The sequence below is a fragment of the Shewanella sp. SP1S2-4 genome, assembly GCF_031932075.1.
GTDB classification, from domain to species: Bacteria; Pseudomonadota; Gammaproteobacteria; order Enterobacterales; family Shewanellaceae; genus Shewanella; species Shewanella baltica.
The window spans coordinates 1-21,436 of record NZ_JAUOET010000003.1 but is presented as its reverse complement, the minus strand read 5'-3'; the positions used below and the strand labels follow the sequence as shown (position 1 = coordinate 21,436).

The window sequence follows — 21,436 nt, the reverse complement described above, 5'->3', positions numbered from 1 at the left end:
GGACATTTTCGCATAAGCACAAAAACATCAAGGGGAGCATTATGCTCCCCTTGTTTTTAGGCGATTATCACAGGGTCAATTATGACTGACTGTCTAATAAGCGCGATGAGGTGATCTCAATTTTGCGTGGTTTCAATGCTTCAGGAATTTCACGCACTAAATCAACATTGAGTAAGCCATTTTCTAAACTTGCACCGAGCACAGTGACATAGTCTGCCAGCTGGAAAGTACGCTCAAAACCGCGTTCAGCAATGCCTTGATACAGGTATTTACGCTCGGTTTGGCTTTCGGCTTTATTGCCTTTCACCAGTAATTTTTCACCTTCACTGCTAATCTCAAGTTCATCCATTGAGAATCCCGCTACGGCCATCGTTATGCGATAACGATTTTCGCCGAGTAATTCGATGTTATATGGAGGATAACCTGAGTTGCCATTATTGGCAGCGGCATGTTCTGCCAATTGCGCTAAACGGTCAAAACCAATGGCACTGCGGTAAAGTGGTGTTAAATCATAAGTACGCATATTCATATCCTTGTCTTAAGCAATATGGAGAATTGGCGGACGGTTTTCACGATGAAAACGCTTGTAGAGTCTGCCAGATTAAATCTTCTGTCCTTACGGCACAGAATTCACACTAGGATCCTCATAGAGCGATCCTGAAACAGATATAAGGATGGGAGAGAGAATTTCAAGCAAGAAAATTAAAAAAATGTGCAAAAATTTTAAAAGATCAATAAAAACAAACACTAAATCAGCTTAAAAAGGGTGAGTCGAGACGGGATTGAAATAGAGGCATTATCGTCATTAAGCAATGGCAATCTATATTCGCTAAATTGCAGCCAATAAAAAAGGAGCCTAGGCTCCTTTTTCAGTCTTAGCATCGAATTAACGAGTGCGTGGACACAGTTCTTCAGCGCTGAAGAAGTAAGCAATTTCACGAGCAGCAGATTCAACAGCATCAGAGCCGTGAGCCGCGTTTTCGTCAATGCTTTCTGCGAAATCAGCACGGATAGTACCAGGAGCCGCTTGAGCTGGGTTAGTTGCACCTAAAATTTCACGGTGAGCTAAAACAGCGTTTTCGCCTTCTAATACTTGGACCATGATAGGACCAGAAGTCATGAATGCAACCAGAGCACCGAAGAAGCCGCGCTCGCTATGCTCAGCATAGAAACCTTCAGCTTGTTCTTTGGTCAGGTGTAACATTTTTGATGCAACGATCTTAAGACCAGCAGTTTCAAAACGATTGTAGATAGCACCGATGTGGTTTTTTGCAACAGCATCAGGCTTGATAATAGAAAATGTGCGTTCGATCGCCATAACTAGCTTCCTTTGTCAGCAAGTTTAAAAAATTCGCGCGGATTATACGAAATTTAAAAGCTAAATCCTATCTTTATAGCAAATAAGTCTGAGATATTGCGCACATTCGCTTTATTCGTAATCAGCTTGATCACGCAAAAGACCCCGCTAGGAGGATAAATCCTCAGCAGGGTCCATTAACTCATTAAAAAATGGGATTATTTTCTATTTTTGGCCCAAATACCTGCCCAAGCAATCAAAGCGACTAAAATGATTGCGGGAGCAAGATCTAACAAGTGATGGAATAAACCGACACCGCCATGTCCTGGATGAGCCCAAGCCATTGAAGGGACAAGCATACATAACAATACAAGCAAAAGTTTCATGTGAACATCCTTGCAGTTGCGATAACAAAATTAAGCCATTTAAATGCCTTAACCAATATACAACAAGGTACGATATCCGCTAAAAATGAACTTGACTGTGATCAAACTCTCGCCAAATATTCTCTGCGCCACTGCAAATACGTGAGGTAAATCACCTTAGTTAAACGTCAAAAGGACAAGATGCCTCACATAAAAAACCGTATCGCCACTGTGCTCACTACTTTTCTTCAATCCAACACTGCTGGATCGCTTCCAGTATTTTTTCATTACAGTGCTTGGGATCATCGGCAAAATCATCCAGGGCTAACACCCACTCATACAATTGGGTGAAATGCAGCTGAGTAGGATTCACCTCTGGGTGTGCTTCGAGTAATTCCAACGCAATATCTAACGAATCTATCCAGGTTAATGTCATCGTTTTCCCCTATTCGGTTCGCTTTAATGGGTAAGCGATTGCTAAAAGACGTTACCCATAAGGAGGTGAATCAAGTGTTGATATTCCGTAGTCAATACTCGACAGCAAGGGCACTAACCCTGTGCTTGCGTCACCTTTTTCACTTTAATCGCATTTTTTTCAACAAAATCAATAATAGCACCCGCCACATCTTTCGTGGTGGCGCCTTCTATTCCTTCAAGACCGGGTGAAGAGTTCACTTCCATGATCACAGGACCGTGGTTTGAGCGTAGCAAGTCAACACCTGCGACATTGAGCCCCATGGTCTTAGCCGCACGAATGGCGACTGAGCGTTCCTCTGGGGTTAATTTGACTAAACTTGCCGTGCCACCACGGTGCAAGTTAGAGCGGAACTCACCGGGCATAGCTTGACGCTTCATGGCGGCAATTACTTTATCGCCGAGCACAAAGCAGCGAATGTCAGCGCCATTGGCTTCTTTAATATATTCCTGCACCATGATGTTGGCTTTAAGGCCCATAAAGGCTTCAATCACGCTCTCAGCCGCTTTACGGGTCTCGGCTAATACCACTCCAATACCTTGGGTGCCTTCGAGTAATTTAATCACCAGAGGCGCGCCACCCACCATATCAATCAAGTCGGGGATATCACTCGGTTTATTGGCAAAACCAGTAATGGGTAAGCCAATACCGCGGCGTGACATCAACTGCATAGAACGCAATTTGTCACGTGAGCGCGAGATCCCAACAGAATCATTTAAAGCATATACGCCCATCATCTCAAACTGACGCAAAACCGCCGAGCCATAAAAGGTAATCGACGCCCCAATGCGGGGGATCACAGCATCAAATGCGGGTAACTCTCGCCCACCAATGTGGATACTCGATTGCCGCATGTTGATATTCATATAACATTCAAGGGGATTGATTACGTGTACTTCATGACCACGTAATTGAGCCGCTTCAACGAGTCGCTTCGTTGAATATAACTCAGGCCCTTGCGATAAGATCGCTATTCTCATTCTGGTCTCCGGCAACCATTAATTTTGAGCGCATAATACGCCTGCGCAGGGATAAATCAAACAACTAGAGGCATAGACAAGATTAGTTGCACAAATGCTCAACGCAAAAAGCAAAAAACCAGTCACGTGGACTGGTTTTAACAACTATCGCGGCAGCATTAATTGCCTTCGCTGACCATGTTAACCGTGTACTTAGGGATCTCAATCACCATGTCAGTGTCGACCACTTTCGCCTGACAAGATAGACGGCTTTCGGGCTCAAGTCCCCAAGCTTTGTCTAACATGTCATCTTCCAGCTCATCACTTGGCTCAAGATCATTAAAGCCTTCACGCACGATACAGTGACACGTCGTGCAAGCACAGGACTTTTCACATGCATGCTCGATATTGATGCCATTACGCAGCGCAACATCAAGAATGGTCTCACCAACATTCGCCTCAAGCACTGCACCATCTGGGCACAACTCGGCATGGGGAAGAAAGACTAATTGGGGCATTACATCACCTATATGTTGTCGATCGACTGGCCTTTGAATGCCACTCGAATAGAATTGTCCATACGTCTGGCAGCAAAATCTTGGGTTTGCTCATCCAGTTTTTCAATCGCGAGCTTAATCGCATCGGCATCATCGCCCGCGGCAACTTGCGCCACATTGGCCATAGTGGCATCGATTTGTCCACGCTCATCGGCATTCAGCAAGTCGCCATCTTTCGCTAACGCGGCATGTAAAGACTCGAGTACCCTCGCCGCCTCCACTTGCTGCTCGGCCAGCATACGACGACCGATATCGTCTTTGGCATACTTCATCGAATCTTTCAGCATAGTGGCAATTTCAGTATCCGATAAACCAAAAGATGGCTTAACTTGAATACTTGACTGCACGCCGGTGGATTTCTCCATCGCGGTCACGCTGAGTAAACCATCGGCATCCACTTGGAATGTCACACGAATATGCGCCGCACCTGCGGCTAACGGCGGAATACCTTTTAGCGTAAAACGAGCCAGTGAGCGGCAATCGGCAACGAGTTCACGCTCGCCCTGCACCACATGGAATGCCATGGCCGTTTGACCATCTTTAAAGGTGGTAAATTCCTGTGCTCGCGCAACCGGAATCGTCGTATTACGCGACACCACTTTTTCCACTAAGCCGCCCATGGTTTCTATGCCTAATGACAAAGGGATCACATCGAGGAGCAGCAAATCAGATTCAGGTTTATTACCCACTAAAATGTCGGCTTGAATGGCCGCACCAATCGCGACAACACGGTCGGGATCGATAGACGTCAGTGGTGGTTTACCGAAGAAAGCTTCAACCTGTTCACGCACTAATGGCACGCGCGTTGAACCGCCAACCATCACAGTTTCAAGCACTTCATCTGTCGTCACGCCCGCATCACGCAGGGTACGGCGACAGCTAGCAATGGTCTTCTTAACCAACGCCGCAATCATGGCATCAAATTCAGCTTTAGAAACGATTTGCGTGAGTTCAGTCCCATCGGCAAGGATCACTTTTGCTTCAGTTTCTGCTGCATCCGTTAAGGCTTCTTTGACTCGACGCGATTCAATCAACAGTTGACGGCTTAATTGTGAGTCGATGTCGCTAAGCTGCCACACTTGTTGCATATGTGCTTGGAGTAAATGATCGAAATCATCGCCGCCAAGCGCAGAATCACCGCCGGTGGCTAACACTTCGAATACGCCGCGATTCAAGCGCAAAATAGAAATATCGAAGGTGCCGCCGCCTAAGTCATAGATGGCAATTACGCCCTCTTGCTTAGAGTCTAAGCCGTAGGCAATCGCAGCAGCCGTCGGTTCATTCAACAGACGTAGCACTTTAACACCCAGCAAAGCTGCGGCATCTTTCGTGCCTTGGCGCTGGGCATCATCAAAATAGGCCGGTACGGTTATTACGACACCTTGCAGCTCGCCACCTAAGGTTTTTTCAGCACGGGCAATCAGCGGACGTAAAATCTCCGCAGACACTTGCACGGGATTTACTTGGCCTTGGGGAGTCACGAATAAAGGTAAACCGTTTTCGCTTTCGGCAAACTCGTAGGGGAATGATTGCTCGCCGGCTTTGATATCAGCCAGGCTGCGGCCCATAAAACGCTTAACCGAAACGATCGTGTTTTGCGGATCCTGCGCCGAACTCAACGCCGCAAGGGCGCCAACTTCGACTGAATCTTGGGTATAACGCACGATAGAAGGTAATGAATGCTGTCCAAGTTCGTCCGGCAGGGTTGCCGTCTCTCCACTTCGAACAGCCGCCACCAAAGAATTGGTCGTACCTAAATCGATGCCAACGGCAAGTCTATGTTGGTGCGGCGCGGCACTTTGACCGGGCTCAGCTATCTGCAAAAGGGCCATATATATCCAACTTAGTAATGCCAACTCAAGCGTGCTTGAGTCAGCAAAGTAACATAAACACGGAAATCAATCTAACAGAGCGTCTTCGACTCTGGTCAACTCGTCGTGTAATTTTGCCATAAATTTGAGTTTGCGAACTTGATCCGCCGCTAACAATGCATCTTCAGCCTGCTCACTGGTTAACAGTTGAGTCAATTGCTGAGTGAGTTGCGCGCGGTACTGCGCAAACGATTGATATAGTTCGTCAATACTCGCTTGAGGATCGGCACTATCGCGTATGTCTTCCAACGCCTCACGCCATTCCATTTGCTGCATCAAGAAGCCAGTATCTTTCACTGTCGTGGTTTCATGGCTTAATTCAATGCCACGCAGCGACAACATATGCTCGGCGCGGTGAATGGGATCTTTTAAGGTTTGAAAACCATCATTGACTTGCGCCGTGCGCTGCACCGACAGCAATTTTTGCTGCTCAGTATCATTGGCAAATTTATCGGGATGAACCGCCCGTTGCAGTTCGCGATAGCGTTCTGCAAGTAAGGCGGTATCAATATCGAAGGCAGGGGAAAATTTAAACAGCTCGAAATAATTCATGCGTCAACTTTAGCGGTTAAACAGTGAAACTCTCACCGCAACCACACTCACCTTTTGCGTTAGGATTGTTAAATTGGAAGCCTTCGTTCAGCCCTTCTTTAACAAAATCCAGCTCGATCCCTTGAAGATAGATGAGGCTCTTGGCATCGATGATGATTTTCACATCTTCGATATCAAATACTTCATCGTCATCATTTAAAGAATCAACGAACTCAAGTACATAAGCCATACCAGAACAGCCTGATGTTCTTAAGCCGAGACGCAGGCCTACACCTTTGCCTCGATTGACTAAGAAAGATCTGACACGATCGGCTGCCGCTGGGGTCATTGTAATCGCCATCTTAACTCCAGATGTTACTTAGCTTGTTTCGATTTGTACTCGTCGATAGCAGCTTTAATGGCATCTTCAGCCAAAATTGAACAGTGGATCTTCACCGGTGGCAATGCCAATTCTTCAGCGATATCTGTGTTCTTAATCGCCGCAGCTTGTTCGATAGTCTTGCCTTTAACCCACTCAGTTACCAGTGAGCTAGACGCAATCGCGCTACCACAACCGTAGGTTTTGAACTTAGCGTCTTGAATGATGCCATCAGCACCAATTTTCAACTGAAGTTTCATCACGTCACCGCAAGCAGGCGCGCCTACCATACCGGTCACGACCGAAGGATCGTTTTTATCAAAAGAACCAACGTTACGTGGGTTCTCATAATGATCTATCACTTTTTCACTGTAAGCCATGGTACTGCTCCAAAATTATCTATTGTAAAGGTCAGAATTAATGATGTGCCCATTGAACTTGGTTCAGGTCGATTCCATCTTTAAACATTTCCCACAAAGGAGACATTTCTCTTAATTTATCAATAGATTGAGTAATTACTTCGATAGCGTGATCGATTTCTTCTTCGGTTGTGAAACGGCCGATAGAGAAACGAATCGAGCTATGTGCCATTTCATCGTTTAAGCCAAGCGCACGTAATACGTAGCTAGGCTCTAGGCTGGCTGAGGTACAAGCCGAACCCGATGAAACCGCTAAATCTTTCAGTGCCATCATTAACGACTCGCCTTCAACATAGTTGAAGCTGACGTTGAGGCTACCGCTAACGCGCTCAATCGCATCACCATTGATATAGGTTTCTTCAATGTGCTTGATGCCATTCCATAATTTGTCACGTAATGCACCGATACGGACGTCATCAGAGGCCATTTCCGCTTTTGCGATTGCAGCCGCTTCACCTAAACCTACGATTTGGTGCGTCGGTAACGTACCGCTACGCATACCGCGCTCATGACCACCACCGTGCATTTGCGCTTCTAAGCGAATGCGTGGCTTACGGCGAACATACAGGGCACCGATACCTTTAGGTCCATACATTTTATGGCCAGAAATCGAAACCAAATCCACTTTAGTGGCTTGCACATCGATAGGCACTTTGCCTGCACTTTGCGCTGCATCCATGTGGAAAATAATGCCTTTTGAACGGCATAGCTCACCGATTGCATCGATATCGTGGATCACACCGATTTCATTGTTCACGTGCATGATGCTGACAAGGATAGTGTCATCACGCATTGCCGCTTCTAAACGTTCCATCGGAATGATACCGTTAGCCGCAGGCTCTAAGTAAGTCACTTCGAAACCTTCGCGCTCTAATTGGCGACAAGTATCGAGAACGGCTTTATGTTCAGTCTTACTGGTGATGATGTGCTTGCCTTTCTTGTGATAGAAATGAGCAACACCTTTAATCGCTAAGTTGTTTGATTCCGTCGCGCCAGAGGTAAACACTATTTCGCGGTGATCGGCGTTAATTAACTCAGCAATTTGATTGCGAGCAATATCTACCGCTTCTTCAGCTTGCCAGCCGTAGCGGTGTGAACGTGATGCCGGATTACCAAAGATGCCGTCCATTGTCATACATTGGAACATCTTTTCCGCGACTCTTGGATCAACAGGCGTGGTGGCGGCGTAATCTAAATAGATAGGAAGCTTCATAACACACTCCGTACTGAGCAGTCTCTGGTAGAGGCTACATACAACGTACAAAAATTATTTTTATATATAACAAAGGCCGCTATAAACTGACTCTTTGTTCCTTTTGCATAGTGTCTTGCTTAAGCGAGATAAATTGCACATCTCGTTTCTGCATCAAGCCAGCAAGACTGATACCATCTAAAAAATCTGAAATTTGTTTGCTTAAATCGCCCCAAAGTGAATGGGTTAAGCAGCGAGTTCCACTTTGACAATTGCCAAGTCCTTGGCAACGAGTCGCATCGACAGACTCGTCTACAGCATGGACAACCATGCCGACTGAAATATCATTGGCTTCTAGGCCTAAGCGATAACCACCGCCCGGTCCACGTACACTGGCAACTAAGCCGTGTTTTCTTAGCTTAGCGAAGAGTTGTTCCAGATAGGAAAGCGAAATCCCTTGTCTTTCAGAGATGTCCGCTAAGGGAACTGGTCCCGATGCTGAGTGGATTGCCACATCTAGCATAGCGGTTACTGCATAACGACCTTTTGATGTAAGTTTCATAACTACCATAGCTCCCGAACAGGTATGCATTATTTCAACATACCCGAGTAATTCAGTCAAGTATTAAAACCTACTAAAACACTCAAGTATATGAGTGTGCAAATAACCAATACCCTTTCATCTTGGTGGGGTATTTAACCTTTTTCTAGCTTAAGATTCAATGCTAGAGCGCCAATTAATCGACTTCTAGCACGATATAAACCCACAATAAAAGTCATCGCTGCACTGTGACGCGATCAAACTCAGGTTTGATCGCAATATGCGCCTTTACAACAGGATGAGCTAAAGTAAAATGCTAAAGGAGACCCTTGCGAGAGTCAGCCCTTAAGCAAGTTAGACCACTTAGTTAAATGGTTTCGTTGAACCATTTCTTGAAACTTAGATACTCGGATCAAACTCATCTAATGCACTATGGCGTTTTTCCGCTGCCGCTTTTTCTGCATCATTAAACTCGCCCATATCCAGCTCTGGCAGTTTTTCGGTGCAGACATTACCACCCAACCCTTGAATGGCTTGACACAACTCTTGAACTTTCGAGTCCATCAGATGCATGTGATCGAGCATCTGCCCTATTGCATTGGCAACAGGATCGGGATTATCCGGTGATACCGCGTACGCATCGAAGCCATATTTTTTTGCCATCGCGCTGCGGCGTTCAGTTTTCTCTTTCGATTGCGGTGACGGCGTGGCTACTACGCGCCCAGGAATACCCACGACTGTGGTATCTTTTGGCACATCTTTCACTACGACTGAGTTTGACCCCACACGCGCACCGTCGTGCATAGTAATAGGACCGAGGATTTTAGCTCCCGCGCCTACCACCACGTTATTGGCTAACGTCGGGTGACGTTTACCCGCTTGCCATGTGGTTCCGCCAAGCGTGACACCATGATAAAGCGTGCAATCATCACCGATCTCAGCCGTTTCACCAATCACGACCCCCATACCATGGTCGATAAAAAATCGATGACCTATGGTCGCACCAGGATGGATTTCAACGCCCGTCAGCCAACGGGAGAAAGTCGATAAACAACGAGCCGTTAAGCGCCAATCACGCTTCCATAACTTATGGCTTATCCGATGCAACCAAATGGCATGCATGCCCGGATAGTTAACCAAGATCTCAAACGCGCTGCGCGCAGCAGGATCACGGTGATATATAGATTCAATGTCTTCTTTTAGCCTAGCTATCACGCCCATTGTTTATCCCTTTGCAGTCATTCTATACGGTGATTATTGATGATGAGGATTTGGCTATTTATCTTTAGAACCTGTGACTTTATCAATAGAGGTCAAGATTCCCCTGAGGATATTCATCTCCTGACTCTCAATCCGCGCACGACTAAACAAGCGGCGCAGTTTCATCATCACTTGTCCGGGATGATTCTTAATGATAAATCCGGTTGATAACAGCGTCGTCTCAAGGTGCGCAAAGAAACGTTCCTGATCGGCGGCCAAGGGATACTCGGTTAGCTCTTCTTCGGCCACTTCTTTTTGTGCGAGGTGGGCAACACGGGTTTCATAACAAATGATTTGTACGGCTTGCGCAAGGTTGAGCGAGCTGTATTCAGGATTCGCAGGAATCGCCACATGATAAGTACACTGTTGCAACTCTTCATTACTTAAGCCGTGGTTCTCACGGCCAAATACTATGGCAACGGGGCCTTTAAGTGCCTCGGTCGCTAATCTCACCCCAGCTTCTCTTGGCTCTAACATCGGCCAATCTAAGGTGCGACTGCGCGCGCTGGTTGCAATCACGAGGCTGCAATCGGCAATCGCTTCAGCGAGTGAATCCACTTTCACAAGATGTTTCAGAATATCCGATGCACCCGCGGCTAATGCAATGGAATGCCCATCGGGTTCAACACGCGGTTCTGCAAGGTACAGATTTGACAGACCCATAGTCTTCATCGCTCTGGCAGTGGAACCAATATTGCCGGGGTGCGAAGTCCCCACTAAAACCACTCGAATATTACTTAGCATGAAACAACTTAATTTAATTCATAAAACGTTGGGGACGAATATTATCACAGCCATTGCCGAATGCTTATATGAAAATCGGTATTTGATATAACTATCAAATCGGGTATAATGTCGCCCGCTATTTTAACGTTCTTTAACATCCAGGGGATTGCAATGCATCCGATGCTGACGATTGCTGTACGCGCTGCCCGCGCGGCCGGCCAAAATATTATGCGCGCCTATACCGAACTTGACCGTATTGAAGTCAGTTCAAAAGGTATCAACGATTTTGTTACCAGTGTAGACAAGGAAGCAGAAGCGACTATTACTTACCAAATTCGTAAATCTTACCCTGATCACACTATCGTGGGTGAAGAGAAAGGCGAAAACCGCGGTGAGAATAGCGACTACGTTTGGATAGTTGACCCTCTGGATGGCACTAACAACTTTGTTAGAGGCATTCCCCACTTCGCGATTTCTATCGCTCTGCAACATAAAGGTAAAACTGAAGTTGCAGTTGTTTACGATCCTGTCCGTGAAGAACTCTTTACCGCCGTCCGCGGTAAAGGCGCAAAACTCAATGATTTCCGTCTGCGTGTGACTAACGTGAATGAATTAGCCCCAACAATGATTGGTACAGGCTTCCCATTCAAGGCCCGTCAACATACTGAAACTTATATGGCTATTTTCGGCGAAGTGTTCGGCCAATGTGCTGACCTACGTCGCGCAGGTTCTGCCGCATTAGATTTAGCCTATGTTGCTGCGGGTCGTTTAGACGGTTTCTTCGAAATCGGCTTAAAGCCATGGGATATCGCTGCTGGCGATCTTATCTGCCGCGAAGCGGGCGGTACAGTTACCGATTTCACTGGCAACCATAACTATTTGATTTCTGGTAACATAGTTGCAGGCTCACCTAAAGTGACCACAGAGTTAGTTAAAATCATGCGTCCATTATTGAACGAAGGTTTAAAGCGTTAATATTAAGCGATTAGTTTCGAAGCGTTAGTGTCAAGTGCTCGAAGTATTAATCTCGACTAACGCTTCGCTTTCAAAACGCTAGATACAAAACGCATAGATACAAAACGTTAGACATAAAAAAGGCCAGTGGCAGTCTCTTCTAAGAGCGCTCACTGGCCTTTTTGTTTATGGGGCTTTCATTCCTAAAACTTTAAGAAGATACTCCTGCAAGCGTGCACTGATTTTCAACGATAACCAGCTCACAGGACGTACAACCACTCAATAGATTATCTACCTGCCAAAGCTTGTGCTGGCGCAATCTGGCTGGCTTTCCAAGCAGGATAAAGCGTGGCGATTAAGCTCATGACAAATGCCATCACAATCACCAGCGCCGCATCTGAGCCATGTAACTCAGACGGTAAAAAGTCGACAAAGTACACATCGGCTGACAGCAGTTGAATACCGAGCAACTGCTCAACTGAGCTGGCAATCGCACTTAAATTCAGTGCCACGCTCACGCCGATAATGCCACCAAGACCACAGCCAAGCAGACCATTCAAGGCGCCCTGCACCATGAAAATCCCCATCACAGCCAAACGGCTCAGGCCCATGGTCATCAAAATCGCAATTTCTGAGGCTTTATCCCGCACCGCCATCACTAAGGTGGAAACGATGTTAAAGCAAGCCACACCAATCACTAGCACTAGCACTAAGTACATGACTGTGCGAACCAACTGAATATCTTGATATAAATGCCCTTGGGTACGGGTCCAGTCACTGATATACACCGACTGCTTTTGCGTATAACCGAGTTCGCGCACTTTCACGGGGGCATCAAACACTTTATCGACGCTAATACGCACGCCAGTCACGCCGCTCTTCATGTTCAAAATCTGCGCCGCGTACTGCATAGGAATATAAGCCGTAGTCAGCTCAAGCTCGCCGCCAAGATTATAGGCGCCAGACACCACAAAACGATGGCTCTTCGCCGCGCGTAAACTGCCCGCCGCTTCTGGATCCATATCCTGTACATATAAGGCCAGCGTATCGCCAATCTCAAGCCCTAACTTAGTGAGCAAGCTTTGCCCAAGGACGATGTGATTTTCATCTTGGCCGAGACTCTGCCAGCTGGCATCACTCATAAATTGCGCCAGTGTCGAGACCTTGATTTCTTCTTTTGGATCGATCCCCACGACAGCTAAGCCTTGAAAACCGCCGGGCTTTTGCACTAAACCTTGCATGCGGATAAAAGGCGCCGCGCCGCGAATACCTTCAATTAACAGCGCGCCCTCGGCAACACTCTGCCAGTTCGCGATAGGTTCGCTCACACCGACTATGTCCGCCTGCGGCACGACACCAAGTAATCTATGTTCTAACTCGCGCTCAAAACCGTTCATCGCCGACAGGACTATGATCAATACCGCCACGCCTAAGGCGATGCCCGCTGTCGATGCGAAGGAAATAAAACTAATAAAGCTGTTGGATTGGCGGGCGCGATAAAAACGCCAACCAATGGATAAGGCTAACGGTCCTTTCATACTTGGGTTTCCGCCGCTAATTGCAGGAAGCCGTTCTTCATCATCAGTTGACGGTCCATACGGGCGGCCAATTTATGATCATGGGTCACCACCACAAACGCCGTGCCTAACTGATCGGCCAACTCGCGGATCAACTCATAAACGGCATCGCCGCTGTTGGCATCTAAGTTACCCGTAGGCTCGTCGGCCAGCACTAACTTAGGTTTATTAATCAAGGCTCTTGCGATAGCAACACGTTGACGTTCGCCGCCCGATAGCTCGGCGGGAATGTGCGTCATGCGATGCCCTAACCCAACGCGCTCCAATAAGGCTTTAGCATCGGCGAGCGCCAGTTTACGATCTTTACCTTGAATAAACGCCGGCATAGCGACGTTTTCTAGCGCGGTAAATTCTGGCAATAAATGATGGAATTGATAGATAAAACCTAAGTCTTGGTTACGGATCTGCGCTTGGCGCGCACTGGACACTTGATATAAATCTTCGCCTAACAGCAAGACTTTACCTGCGGTTGGTTCATCCAACGTGCCCATGATGTGCAGCAAGGTACTCTTACCTGAGCCTGAACTGCCGACAATCGCCAACTGCTCGCCCTTAAACACGTGCAGATCAACATTAGACAACACTTGCGTGGTCACGGCGCCATCATGGTAACTCTTACTGACACTCTGCACTTGCAGTAACACGTCTTGCATTGAAGTTCTCTCTTAAACAGGCTTTGGCATCGATTTATGTCATCAAATCAATGCATTTAATTATTCGCATCTTGCTAAACCGTCGCTCAATTCAACAGTGGCGACGGTGTGCAGCTATTGGCGTATTTACTCGTATTTCTGTATTCGTATCCAGTTACTCGTATCTCTTTACTCGTACCTGAGCGCAGTCGCGGGTTGCACATTGGCGGCGCGCAGTGCGGGATATAAGGTCGCCAGCAGGGTCACCAGTAGCGTACCAATCACGATCACAGACAACTGCATCAATTCCAGTTTCACCGGCAAACGTTGCCCTACGCCTAGAATAGAAATCCCTAAAGTGGTCATAATGCCATTCAGATTCAAGGTGATGAGTATCCCAACCGCCAGCCCCAGCACTAAACCGAGCACTGCATTAAGCGACCCTTGCACCACAAAAATGCCCATCACGGCGGATGTGGTCACGCCTTGAGTTTTGAGCACCGCCACATCTGTGGTTTTATCGACCACCATCATCACCAGCGCCGAGACGATATTGAATGCGGCCACGGCCACAATCAGACTCAACATCAACGACATCATGTTCTTTTCCATTTTGACCGCGCCGAACAAGTGGCCATAGGTATCACGCCAATCGCTGGTTGTCGCCTTAATGCCTTGTTTAGCTAATATATCCTGCACTTTAGGCGCTAAAGCCGGTGCGCTAAAGGGATCGGCTAAATAGAGTCTAAGCTGATCAATAGCCTCACTGGGTTGACGCATCAGCCGTTTCGCATCTTGATAATGGATATACGCCACGCCCGCATCGACCTGAGAGCCCATTTCAAAAATGCCTGAGACCAAAAACTTACGTTGACTCGGCACTGGACCTAAGGGCGAATACACCACGCCATCGCCACTCAGTAATCGCACCGTATCACCAGGGGCGACTTTAAGTTGCCTTGCCAGCTCAGAGCCTAAAATCACCTTGTAGTCGCCGCTCGTCAGCTGCTCAAATGCACCTGAATAAGTGTGCTGGGCAACCGAAGATAACTTTTCCGCTAACTCGGGGAACACGCCATAAACCTGTACAGCACGAATACTCGCCGCCGATTGCACCATGGCCTGCGTCGACACGCTCGGCGTCACGCCTAATACGCCAGGTAAGGCTTTAAGCGCACTCGCCTGCTCAGTCCAATCGACTAAAGGCGCTTCACTATAAAGGGTTAATTGCGGTACTGCGCCTAAGATACGTTGCTTGAGTTGGCCTTCGAGACCATTCATCACAGAGCTCACGACAATGAGCGCGGCAACGCCTAAAAAAATGCCCGAAACGGCAAATAGAGTAATGAACGACGCGAACGCGTTCGCTTTTCTGGCCCGCCAATAACGGTAACCAATATAGAAAGGAAATCCTGGATTCATTGAAAGAGGGTTGCGTCCTGTGTGCTGAACTTGCTAAATCATGAAGATGGGCACGATAATAGGGGTATTGGTCCTATAAATAAAGAGGCAAGCCTTGTTCACTGACACCAATCCGTATTTTAGTGTGCCTCACCCTTTTACCGCCTACTTAAGTCTGTGGCCGAGTTCCGAGCCATTACCCTCTGAAATGGCATTAAGATCAATGCAATCATTGGGTATTCAGCTACTCAGCGAAGTGAAAACGCTCGAAGCCAATTGCTTGCTGCAACTGCGCCATTTAGACAACGACGCTAAAGTGGTGGTGGACTTTTTAAAGCTGCAATCCCGCAAAGTGGATTTAGTGCTGCAGCATGTATTAGAGAAAGAAACCCAAGAAGGCGAAAAATGCATTGGCAATCAGTTTGGTGGCAGCGGCCTAAGACTACTCACACCCACAGCCTTGGACATCGGCTCAAACTATAAAATCACCCTGTTTATTCACGACGAGTTAGTCGCCATTCTTTGTTTTGGCAAAGTGACCGCCTCTACCGCGCAAAAAAAGCTATCCACCGAGTGCAGCGCCGATAGCGATACAAATAGCGGCGACACACAAAATGCCGAACAACATACTCAGGCGGAACTTCACTCTCCTGCCACGCAGTGGCAAACCGACTTTGAATTCAGTCAAATTCTCGAAGCTGACGTGGAGCAATTAGTCAAAGCCAGCCTCAATGTGCAGCAGAAACAACTCAAGTTACGTAAACTCGCCAGAGACGAGCGTCAATAGCCGCAGACTTTTCACTGGCACCTGCGCCATCAAGTCTCTACAATGTCTGCAACTCTTTGTGAATGAATCAGTTTATCGTACGCCAATGACTCACATATCAGCCCTAACGCCGCCAGCCGTCAAAAATGGCAATCAAATTCAGACTCTGTCCACTGTGGGCGGCGTTTGCCAAGCCGTTACACTCGCCAGTTTAGCGCGTCAACATAAGGGGACGACCTTAGTTGTCACCAGTGATACGCCAAGCGCCTTAAGCTTAGAGCTAGAACTGAGTTATTTGCTCGGTAAAACAGGCATTAAGGTCAGATTATTCCCTGACCGCGAAACCTTGCCCTACGACAGTTTTTCGCCCCATCAGGATTTGATCTCCCAGCGACTCGAAACCCTGTCGCAGCTGTCTCAAATTGAGCAAAACATCGTTATCGTGCCCGTCACGACCTTAATGATGCGCCTGCCACCTAAGGCCTATTTAAGCGCTAACGTGTTTGTGCTGAAAAAAGGTGATAGCTACAAATTACACGATGTACGCCAGCATTTAACCGACACTGGCTACCATTCGGTGGAGCAAGTGTATGAACACGGCGAGTTTGCGATTCGCGGCTCGATTCTGGATATCTTCCCCACTGGGATGAACATGCCACTGCGCATCGAGCTATTCGATGAAGAAGTGGAAACCATCCGCCATTTTGATCCCGAAACCCAACGTTCATTGCAGCCTGTCGACTCGATTCGCCTATTGCCCGCGAAGGAATTTCCGACCGACAGCTCAGCCATCGAAGGCTTTAGACAAAGATACCGTCGCCGTTTTGAAGTCATAGTCAAAGAGCCAGAGTCAGTTTATCAGCTGGTGAGCCGCAACTTGATGCCGGCGGGGATAGAAAACTATCTGCCGCTGTTTTTTGATGACACCGCCACCCTATTCGATTACTTGCCCAAGGACACTCAACTCGTCACCTTAGGGGATATCGAAAAGTCGGCGCGCGCGCATCTGCAAGAAGTCGAACACCGCTATCAAGACAGGCGCGTCGATCCGCTGCGGCCGCTACTGGCGCCTAAAGAGCTGTATCTACTCATCGAAGAGTTATTTGCCGCCTTTAAACCGCTGCCACGTTATCAAATGCACGTGCCGACAGATGGCACCGAAACGACGAAAGCGGTCGTGATTGCTGCCAGCACCCTGCCCGATATCAGCGCCAACCATAAATTAAAGCAACCACTGTTAGCGCTGCAAGATTACGCCAGCAGCGCCAAACGCATGTTGTTTAGCGCTGAGTCCGAGGGTCGCCGCGAAGCGCTGCTTGAATTGCTCGCTAAAATTCAGCTTAAACCTGCGCTGTTTAACCATTTTGATGAATTTATTCAAAGTGATGCCAAGTTAGGCCTTATCGTATCGCCGCTGTCACGCGGTTGTTTGATGCAGATCAGCGCCAAAGATGGCATCAGTATCATTTGCGAAACTGAGCTTTTTGGCCATCGAATTTCCCAGCAACGCCGCCGTGAAAAACAGCGCCAGATCAGTAACGATGCCCTGATTAAAAACTTGGCCGAACTCAAAGTCGGCCAGCCCATTGTGCATTTAGAACACGGTGTTGCCCTCTACAAAGGCTTAGTCACGCTAGATACCGGCGGACTGGTCGCTGAATACCTGCAATTGGAATACGCTGGCGGTGACAAACTGTATGTGCCAGTGTCTTCACTGCATCTTATCAGTCGCTACAGTGTTGGCGCCGACGAAGACGCCCACTTAAATAAACTCGGCAACGAGACTTGGGCTAAAGCCAAGAAAAAAGCCATTGAAAAAATCCGCGACGTCGCGGCCGAGCTGCTCGATGTCTACGCCCGTCGCCAATCTCGTCCCGGCGAAAGCTGCGAGATTGACGAAGAGGAATACGCTCAGTTCGCCCGCGGCTTCCCCTTCGAGGAAACCGTCGATCAAGAAAGTGCCATCATCGCCGTGTTAGCCGATATGCAATCGCCGACCGCAATGGACAGATTAGTCTGTGGCGATGTGGGCTTTGGTAAAACCGAAGTGGCCATGCGCGCCGCCTTTGTGGCCGTCAACGCCGGCAAGCAAGTGGTCGTGCTGGTCCCGACCACATTGCTTGCCCAGCAACACTATGAAAACTTTAAAGACAGGTTTGCCGACTGGCCCGTGGTCACCGAAGTGATGTCACGCTTTCGCACCGCTAAAGAGCAGACTCAAGTGCTGCAGCAATTGGAAGAAGGCAAAGTCGATATCGTTATCGGTACTCACAAGTTATTGCAATCTGAGGCCAAGTTTGAAAACTTAGGCCTGCTGATCATCGACGAAGAACACAGATTCGGTGTACGTCAAAAAGAGAAAATCAAGGCGCTGCGTGCCAACGTGGATATCTTAACCCTAACCGCAACGCCTATTCCACGGACCTTAAATATGGCCATGTCGGGCATGCGCGATTTATCGATTATCGCCACCCCGCCCGCCAAACGTTTAGCGGTAAAAACCTTTGTGCGGGAATCCGATCCTGCAACCGTGCGCGAGGCTATTTTGCGGGAAATACTCCGTGGCGGCCAAGTGTATTACCTGCACAATAACGTTGAAAGTATTGAGAAATGTGCCCAAGGCATTATCGATTTACTGCCAGAAGCGCGGGTAGTCGTCGCCCACGGTCAAATGCGTGAGCGCGATCTTGAGCGGGTGATGTCAGACTTTTATCACCAAAGATTCAACGTGCTAGTTTGTACTACTATTATCGAAACTGGTATCGACGTCCCGAGTGCCAACACCATTATTATTGAGCGCGCCGATACCTTTGGTCTGGCGCAGCTACACCAATTACGCGGCCGCGTCGGACGCTCGCACCATCAGGCTTATGCCTATTTGATGACGCCGCATCCTAAACGTATGACTCCCGATGCGCGTAAGCGTTTAGAAGCCATTGATGCCCTTGAAGATCTCGGTGCAGGCTTTATGCTGGCGACACAAGATTTGGAGATCCGCGGTGCAGGTGAACTCTTAGGTGATGAGCAGAGCGGCCATATTTCGAAAATTGGTTTTAGCTTATACATGGAAATGCTCGAAGCGGCAGTCAAAGCTTTAAAACAAGGCAAAGAGCCATCGCTGGCGCAAATGCTGAATCAACAATGTGAAATTGAACTGCGTATCCCCGCCCTACTGCCTGAGGCCTATGTGAGCGACGTGAATATTCGTCTATCCCTCTATAAACGCATCGCAGGTTGCGAAACCGAAGCGGCGCTGGATGAGTTAAAAGTCGAATTGATCGACCGTTTTGGCCTATTGCCCGAACCGACGCGCAACTTAATGGAAATGACCCTCTATAAACATGAGGCGACTCGCTTAGGGGCGACTAAAATAGAAGTGCACAGTAAAGGTGGCAGCATCGAATTTAGTCATGATCACGTCATCGATCCTATGTTTATTATTGGATTGCTCCAAAGCCAGCCACAAATCTATCGAATGGAAGGACCGAATAAGTTAAAGTTCAGCCTTGCGGCCGAAACCAGCAAAGACAGGCTCGCTTTAGTGAAACTCTTGCTCGAACAATTATCGCAACATCGTCTTGGAGATAATAAATAGTGTTACGTAAACTCGCGGTCTCTATCGCTACCCTCATTGCACTATCGCACAGTCAGGTCGTCCAAGCGGAAGCTTGGTTCGAAGTTGAAGTCTATGTATTTGAACGCCAAAGTCAGTCAACTGAACAATGGCCAGATACGCCGATCAAGACGAAAACCGATAAAGCGATAGACTTGATCTCTCCAGCGGTTGCACAAGTCGTTACCCCAATGGCGAGTGAGTCGGCGCCTTGTACGCTAGTATTTGATGCCGATGCCAATAGCCACTGCGCTGAAAGCTTAAACGGTGAGCCAACGTCTGAGCCTGTAGCTGCCGCGCCAACTAGTGTTGAATATCGCTATCCGCCAGTGATCCCATCAGAAATCAGCAGCGCAACGACCAGCTATGCCAGCGCCAATGGTGGCCCAGTGTTATTAGCGCGCAGCCAAAGCCAGTTCGCGAGTATTATCAATAGTATCTCCCGTGAACGCGGTACGCGTAGTTTACTGCATATGGCGTGGCAACAACCGATGCGCGGCAAAAGTGGTTCAGTACCTATTCGTTTATTTGCGGGTAAAGATTTCTCGGATACCTATCATTTTGATGGCAGAAAAATCGTTACGCCAACTCAAACTGAACCTATAATCAATGCCGATGGCACGCCTATGCTTGCGCCTGTGGTCTCGCCGGTTTGGGAATTAGATGGCACACTGAATATCTATTTAAGCCACTATTTGTATATTGAAACCGCATTGCACTTGCGCAAAGAAGGCAGAAAATTAATGCCAGCCGTACCCAGTGATGCGGCCGATACCAGCGCAACACTCACGGCGCCCAAAGTCATGACACCATTTTTAATGTCAGTGCCATTGGAGCAAAACCGCCGGGTGAAGAGTGAAGAAATCCATTATTTAGATCACCCCGAAATGGGCATGGTGATCCAAATCCGTAAGATGGCACAACCTAGTGCACAGCAAAAAAGTCAGAATGCCGAATCGATACAAACGGTTGGGCAATACTGAGTCAGCAAGTAAACAGCGAAAGGCTTAAGTCGTACTCTAAAATGAATGACTTAGACTGCACTGTTGTTTGAGACTGCACTTTTAGCTTAAGACTGTACTGCTGTTTAAGACTCTACTATGGAGAAGTCGAGGTAGATATCATCGGCTTCGTCTTCTCCCACAGTGACAGTTAATCCCTCGGTACAAGGCACGCCCACTTCGCACCAAGCAATTAAGTTATTCACCGCAATATCACTGCCTTGGGCTAACACTTCGACACTGCCATCACGGCAATTGGTGACATAGCCTGTCACGCCCAAAGCTCTGGCCTTAGTCAAGGTCGCATGCCGACAACCCACTCCTTGCACTTTACCCGTTAAACTTATCAATACACGCTTCATCTCACGCCCCTTTTGCATTGCACACAAGCCTGTTATTGGATTAAGCATAGCCGCAATTATCCGAAGGCTAAGTGTTAACCTATGGATTTATAGAGCAAAAAACAAACGATATTTTATTTTAGGCAAAAAAAAACAGCTAACAAGACTGCAGTTAGCTGTGTCGGGCGACATACGCAAAGGGATATCCAATAAATGGACAAATACAACAGCAACTCTGTAGCATTTTGTTACAAAATAGCAAGGCTGGCTACTTTACACAATAAATAATTATTTTCAAGAGTTTGAAAAGTAAAACTATCCCTCCCCAGCGAATATAATGCTTTTAGCTGAAAATCGGCTCCTACCTCTGCCTGCATTGTTCATTAAAAAAAACACCCCTGTGAAAATCGCAGAAACATGAGGGCGCATTGACGTTCAACGCTGAGATTGTGCTTGTTCAGGCCAGCTCGCAATTGCGAAACGAGGGTTTGGGAAGTAAGGGGGTTAGAAGTGAGGGTTGTAGAATTGAAGTGTCGCTATGCCACGCTAATAACGGGTGCTGTGTATGGCGAAGCGTTA

22 protein-coding genes are annotated in these 21,436 nt (G+C 47.7%); 4 read left to right on the top strand and 18 right to left on the bottom strand.

All coding sequences use genetic code 11. From position 1 onward, the window contains the following. Window positions 1-79: 79 nt before the first annotated feature. From Q4Q52_RS04225 to trmJ, 14 genes are all read right to left on the bottom strand, one after another. Window positions 80-523, bottom strand: coding sequence for an Hsp20 family protein (locus Q4Q52_RS04225; protein WP_006081847.1), 444 nt, complete (start codon window positions 521-523; stop codon window positions 80-82). 363 nt (window positions 524-886) lie between these two features. Continuing rightward, window positions 887-1,318: a nucleoside-diphosphate kinase gene (gene ndk / locus Q4Q52_RS04220; protein ID WP_006081848.1), complete on the bottom strand. Its 432-nt coding sequence runs from the start codon at window positions 1,316-1,318 to the stop codon at window positions 887-889. Window positions 1,319-1,515: 197 nt separating this feature from the next. Next, complete coding sequence (locus tag Q4Q52_RS04215; protein ID WP_106650660.1) at window positions 1,516-1,683, bottom strand: hypothetical protein; 168 nt, start codon at window positions 1,681-1,683, stop codon at window positions 1,516-1,518. 217 nt (window positions 1,684-1,900) lie between these two features. Next, a complete protein-coding gene (gene iscX, locus Q4Q52_RS04210; protein ID WP_063883516.1) occupies window positions 1,901-2,098 on the bottom strand; it encodes a Fe-S cluster assembly protein IscX in 198 nt (65 codons plus the stop codon). A gap of 113 nt (window positions 2,099-2,211) precedes the next feature. After that, complete coding sequence (rimK, locus tag Q4Q52_RS04205) at window positions 2,212-3,117, bottom strand: 30S ribosomal protein S6--L-glutamate ligase (RefSeq protein WP_006081851.1); 906 nt, start codon at window positions 3,115-3,117, stop codon at window positions 2,212-2,214. 158 nt (window positions 3,118-3,275) lie between these two features. Beyond that, complete coding sequence (fdx, locus tag Q4Q52_RS04200; RefSeq protein ID WP_006081852.1) at window positions 3,276-3,614, bottom strand: ISC system 2Fe-2S type ferredoxin; 339 nt, start codon at window positions 3,612-3,614, stop codon at window positions 3,276-3,278. An 8-nt stretch (window positions 3,615-3,622) separates the two neighbouring features. Beyond that, the gene (hscA, locus tag Q4Q52_RS04195; protein WP_012089340.1) at window positions 3,623-5,485 is read right to left on the bottom strand and encodes a Fe-S protein assembly chaperone HscA; all 1,863 of its coding nucleotides are present in this window, start codon (window positions 5,483-5,485) and stop codon (window positions 3,623-3,625) included. Between the two features lie 66 nt (window positions 5,486-5,551). Further along, a complete protein-coding gene (gene hscB, locus Q4Q52_RS04190) occupies window positions 5,552-6,076 on the bottom strand; it encodes a co-chaperone HscB (RefSeq protein WP_311989908.1) in 525 nt (174 codons plus the stop codon). Between the two features lie 16 nt (window positions 6,077-6,092). Next, the gene (gene iscA, locus Q4Q52_RS04185; protein ID WP_006081855.1) at window positions 6,093-6,416 is read right to left on the bottom strand and encodes an iron-sulfur cluster assembly protein IscA; all 324 of its coding nucleotides are present in this window, start codon (window positions 6,414-6,416) and stop codon (window positions 6,093-6,095) included. A 14-nt stretch (window positions 6,417-6,430) separates the two neighbouring features. Beyond that, window positions 6,431-6,814, bottom strand: a complete 384-nt coding sequence (iscU, locus tag Q4Q52_RS04180) for a Fe-S cluster assembly scaffold IscU (RefSeq protein WP_006081856.1) — start codon at window positions 6,812-6,814, stop codon at window positions 6,431-6,433. A gap of 37 nt (window positions 6,815-6,851) precedes the next feature. Then, window positions 6,852-8,066, bottom strand: a complete 1,215-nt coding sequence (locus Q4Q52_RS04175) for an IscS subfamily cysteine desulfurase (protein ID WP_311989907.1) — start codon at window positions 8,064-8,066, stop codon at window positions 6,852-6,854. Window positions 8,067-8,145: 79 nt separating this feature from the next. Next, entirely contained in the window at window positions 8,146-8,607 is a 462-nt protein-coding gene (gene iscR, locus Q4Q52_RS04170) for a Fe-S cluster assembly transcriptional regulator IscR (protein WP_006081858.1), read from the bottom strand. A 378-nt stretch (window positions 8,608-8,985) separates the two neighbouring features. Then, window positions 8,986-9,807, bottom strand: coding sequence for a serine O-acetyltransferase (gene cysE / locus Q4Q52_RS04165; RefSeq protein WP_028759817.1), 822 nt, complete (start codon window positions 9,805-9,807; stop codon window positions 8,986-8,988). Window positions 9,808-9,861: 54 nt separating this feature from the next. Next, window positions 9,862-10,590, bottom strand: a complete 729-nt coding sequence (gene trmJ / locus Q4Q52_RS04160; protein WP_311905995.1) for a tRNA (cytosine(32)/uridine(32)-2'-O)-methyltransferase TrmJ — start codon at window positions 10,588-10,590, stop codon at window positions 9,862-9,864. 153 nt (window positions 10,591-10,743) lie between these two features. On the opposite strand from trmJ, the gene suhB reads away from it, so the two are divergent. After that, window positions 10,744-11,547: an inositol-1-monophosphatase gene (gene suhB / locus Q4Q52_RS04155; protein ID WP_106650666.1), complete on the top strand. Its 804-nt coding sequence runs from the start codon at window positions 10,744-10,746 to the stop codon at window positions 11,545-11,547. Between the two features lie 266 nt (window positions 11,548-11,813). On the opposite strand, the gene lolE is transcribed toward suhB, so the two are convergent. The 3 genes from lolE to Q4Q52_RS04140 form a co-directional block, all read right to left on the bottom strand. Continuing rightward, window positions 11,814-13,064, bottom strand: a complete 1,251-nt coding sequence (lolE, locus tag Q4Q52_RS04150; RefSeq protein ID WP_311905994.1) for a lipoprotein-releasing ABC transporter permease subunit LolE — start codon at window positions 13,062-13,064, stop codon at window positions 11,814-11,816. Further along, window positions 13,061-13,756, bottom strand: a complete 696-nt coding sequence (gene lolD, locus Q4Q52_RS04145; protein ID WP_311905993.1) for a lipoprotein-releasing ABC transporter ATP-binding protein LolD — start codon at window positions 13,754-13,756, stop codon at window positions 13,061-13,063. The genes lolE and lolD overlap by 4 nt, the downstream gene beginning before the upstream one ends. A gap of 168 nt (window positions 13,757-13,924) precedes the next feature. Then, a complete protein-coding gene (locus Q4Q52_RS04140; protein WP_311899256.1) occupies window positions 13,925-15,157 on the bottom strand; it encodes a lipoprotein-releasing ABC transporter permease subunit in 1,233 nt (410 codons plus the stop codon). A 94-nt stretch (window positions 15,158-15,251) separates the two neighbouring features. Here Q4Q52_RS04140 and Q4Q52_RS04135 point away from each other — a divergent pair, with 94 nt between their 5' ends. The 3 genes from Q4Q52_RS04135 (at window position 15,252) to Q4Q52_RS04125 (ending at window position 20,498) form a co-directional block, all read left to right on the top strand. Then, window positions 15,252-15,923 carry a hypothetical protein gene (locus tag Q4Q52_RS04135; RefSeq protein WP_261272592.1) on the top strand — a complete coding sequence of 224 codons (672 nt, stop codon included), beginning with the start codon at window positions 15,252-15,254 and terminating at the stop codon, window positions 15,921-15,923. A gap of 85 nt (window positions 15,924-16,008) precedes the next feature. After that, window positions 16,009-19,497: a transcription-repair coupling factor gene (gene mfd / locus Q4Q52_RS04130; protein ID WP_311989906.1), complete on the top strand. Its 3,489-nt coding sequence runs from the start codon at window positions 16,009-16,011 to the stop codon at window positions 19,495-19,497. After that, on the top strand, window positions 19,497-20,498 hold the full coding sequence (locus Q4Q52_RS04125) for a peptidoglycan binding protein CsiV (protein WP_311989905.1): 1,002 nt from the start codon (window positions 19,497-19,499) through the stop codon (window positions 20,496-20,498). The genes mfd and Q4Q52_RS04125 overlap by 1 nt, the downstream gene beginning before the upstream one ends. Before the next feature lie 104 nt (window positions 20,499-20,602). Here the strand turns inward: Q4Q52_RS04125 and Q4Q52_RS04120 are convergent, their stop codons facing one another. Further along, window positions 20,603-20,878, bottom strand: a complete 276-nt coding sequence (locus Q4Q52_RS04120; RefSeq protein WP_063883529.1) for an acylphosphatase — start codon at window positions 20,876-20,878, stop codon at window positions 20,603-20,605. Between the last annotated feature and the right edge of the window lie 558 nt (window positions 20,879-21,436).